This window comes from Flavobacterium sp. UBA5153 (assembly GCA_002413745.1).
GTDB lineage: Bacteria > Bacteroidota > Bacteroidia > Flavobacteriales > Flavobacteriaceae > Flavobacterium.
Window position 1 is genome coordinate 1 of record DHXP01000054.1, and the last position, 3,101, is coordinate 3,101.

Here is a 3,101-nt window from a genome sequence, read left to right on the forward strand (position 1 = left end):
ATTAATCGAATTCAGGTTAATAGTAAACTAAAAACCTATCTTAAATAGTAAAGATTTCTTTAAAGGATAGATTGTTAAGATTGAATTTTAGTTGATTTTGGGTTCAGATTTTTCCAGTAATTCTTTAAGATAATTTCCCCATATTTTTGGATTGGAATGTGTTCCGTGGCCGGTAGTTTTATCGGTTATGGGTAATAATATATATTTTCCGTTTTTAGCGTTTTTAATTTCTTTCTCCATCAACCCAAGTTCGGGTGGATTTACTTGGTCATCGGCAGAATTTATAGCGAATAAAGGGGCTTTAATTTTTGACAAATAAGGTTGCGGATTGTAATCTCTTGAGGCATCAAAAGCATAAATTAAATCATTGGCATCCAGTGCTGATGAGTATCTGTTTAGTATGTTTTCCATCATAACTTCTGCTTTTTCTCTAGTTGGGGCGGTTATTTGCCATTGTAACGGGCTGCTAACCATAAACATTAACGATAATATTGCACCAGACATTCCTTGTTTTGGCTGTTGAGTATAATTTCCCTCTTTCCACTCAGGATCCATTTCGATTAATTTAATTGCCATTTTCCTTTGAATGCGGTTTCTGCCGGCAATTTCCACTGGCAAGCTTGCCAAAGGCATCAGTGCATCCATAAAATCAGGGTAGGTGTAGCCCCAAACCCAGGTATGCATTCCGCCCATCGAAGTTCCCATTACCAACCGCAGATGATCTATTTTTAAATGTTCAGTTAATAATTTATAGTTTGCCAAAACCATGTCATCATAATTGTATTTAGGGAATTTCATCCTTAATCCATTGCTTGGTTTGCTCGACTTTCCGTGCCCAATATCGTCTGTTAAAATAATAAAATACTTGGTGGCGTCTAACAATTGACCTTTGCCGAATAAATTGCCTCCAAACTGTTTGCTTAGAAAAGCACTTCCGCTTCCGGTGGTGCCATGCATAATTAAAACAGCATTGTTGATATGGCCTTTCTTATCCTTTGTTGGGTTTCCTACGGTTGTGTAATGTAGTTTTAGTTGGTCTAAATGTTCTCCACTTTTAAAAGCAAAATCATTTATGACATAATCCCCCTCAACAGCTGCTGGGAAATCTACTTGGGCAATAGTAGTCTCGGTGGATAAAATAAAAAATATAAAAAAGGCAAATATGTTTTTGATTATCATTGTATGAAAATTTAAATTATGATTTATTGTGTTTTCGATTAAGCACAAGCTTAAGTTTTATGTCTTATTTTCCCTCCTGCTGAAGGTATTGGAATATAGAAAATGAAGTTCATTTATTTATAAGCTTATACAAAAACAGGCAGTTAATATCCTGCGGCCGCCCCGTCTTTTCTGCTTTCTGAGGCGCCAAAATATACTTTTCTTACGGCGTCATACATAATTGCCTGATAACCGCCATAATAACCGCCAAAGCCAACTTTATGTCCCATCTGTATCAGTTTTCTTATTTCTTCAATATCAAAACCACTTTCAACGAGTATTTCTCCTTTGCCCAGCGCAAGCTCTCCCGTAAAATCAGTTGAGCCAACATGTTCAAACCTTGGGGCATCACCGGCTTCTTGCAAATTCATGCCAAAATCAATCAGATTCATTAATACCTGAACATGGCCTTGTGGTTGAAAATCGCCTCCCATTACACCAAAACTCATAAATGGTTGTCCATTTTTAGTGACAAAACCCGGAATAATAGTATGAAAAGGTCTTTTTTGAGGGGCATAAGAATTTGCCGTTCCTTCAGCCAGGTTGAAACATTCACCCCTGTCTTGAAGCATAAAACCCAATTCTGGGGGTACCATTCCAGATCCCATACCTCTATAATTACTTTGAATCAAAGAAACCATATTGCCATCTTTATCGGCAACAGTTAAATAAATTGTACCACTATTGCTTTCTTTACCGGCTTTAAATTTCCCTGCACGGTTTGGGTTAATTAAAGCCCTTCTTTTAGCTGCATAATCTTTTGACAATAAATCATTTACCGGAATTTTCATAAAATTGATATCGGCATAATATTTGGCTCGGTCTTCAAAGACAAGTTTTTTTGCTTCATTTACAATATGCAAATGTTGTGCGCTACCAAACGGTATTTTGCTAAAATCGTATCCTTCTATAATATTGAGCATTTGCAAAGTAGCTATCCCTTGTCCGTTAGGCGGTAATTCCCAAATATCATAGCCACGGTAATTTGTTGATACTGGCTCAACCCAATCAGAATGATGTGTTGCAAAATCTTCATAAGATAAAAATCCTCCCTGTTCCTGAATAAATTTGGCTGTTACTTTGGCAATATCCCCTTTATAAAAAGCATCTCTCCCTCCTTTAGCAATTTTTTTATAGGTATTGGCCAAGAAAGGGTTTTTAATAATATCCCCTTTTTGCGGTAATTTACCATCTACAGTGTAGGTTTCCTTTATGTTAGGGAACTGGTTCATATATCTATTTATGCTCATTTGAAGGTAATAAGCAATTAATTCAGTGGTAGGAAAACCTTCTTCAGCATATTTTATACTTGGCTGTAAGATGTCCTGCATAGGTAGTTTTCCAAATTTATTATGCAATTCGAACCAACCATCAACGCAACCTGGTACTGTTACGGGCAAGGGGCCACTTGATGGAATGTGTGTAATTTTATTTTTAATGAAATAATCTAAAGTTAGCGCTTTTGGAGATCGTCCGCTGGCATTTAAGCCATACAGTTTTTGGGTCTTTACATCCCATACTATTGCAAAAAGGTCACCGCCAACCCCGCTACCTGTTGGTTCCATTAGTCCCAATGCGGCATTCACGGCTATTGCGGCATCAACTGCTGTCCCCCCTTTTTTTAAAATATCGATACCAATTTGGGTGGCTAATGGTTGGCTGGAGGCTACCATGCCATGCTGTCCAATTACTTCTGATCTGGAAGCAAAGTTTCTTCCGGTTAATCGGTCTTGAGCGATTATTAACGTTGTTGATAACGTTAATAAAATAAGGAATATTTTTTTCACTATTTTATAATATTAATCATTAGTCCGAAATAAATTTTGTTTAGTCCCTAAGGGACAAAGTTGTGTTTTATAAATTATTAACTACCAATATTTAAC

General features: G+C 36.7%; 2 protein-coding genes. Both read right to left on the reverse strand.

From position 1 onward, the window contains the following. Positions 1 to 87: 87 nt before the first annotated feature. Positions 88 to 1,179, reverse strand: a complete 1,092-nt coding sequence (locus B2145_RS10420; protein WP_291101912.1) for an alpha/beta fold hydrolase — start codon at positions 1,177 to 1,179, stop codon at positions 88 to 90. A gap of 143 nt (positions 1,180 to 1,322) precedes the next feature. After that, positions 1,323 to 3,005 (reverse strand): gamma-glutamyltransferase, encoded by a 1,683-nt coding sequence (gene ggt / locus B2145_RS10425; protein WP_291101914.1) that lies wholly within the window; start codon positions 3,003 to 3,005, stop codon positions 1,323 to 1,325. Between the last annotated feature and the right edge of the window lie 96 nt (positions 3,006 to 3,101).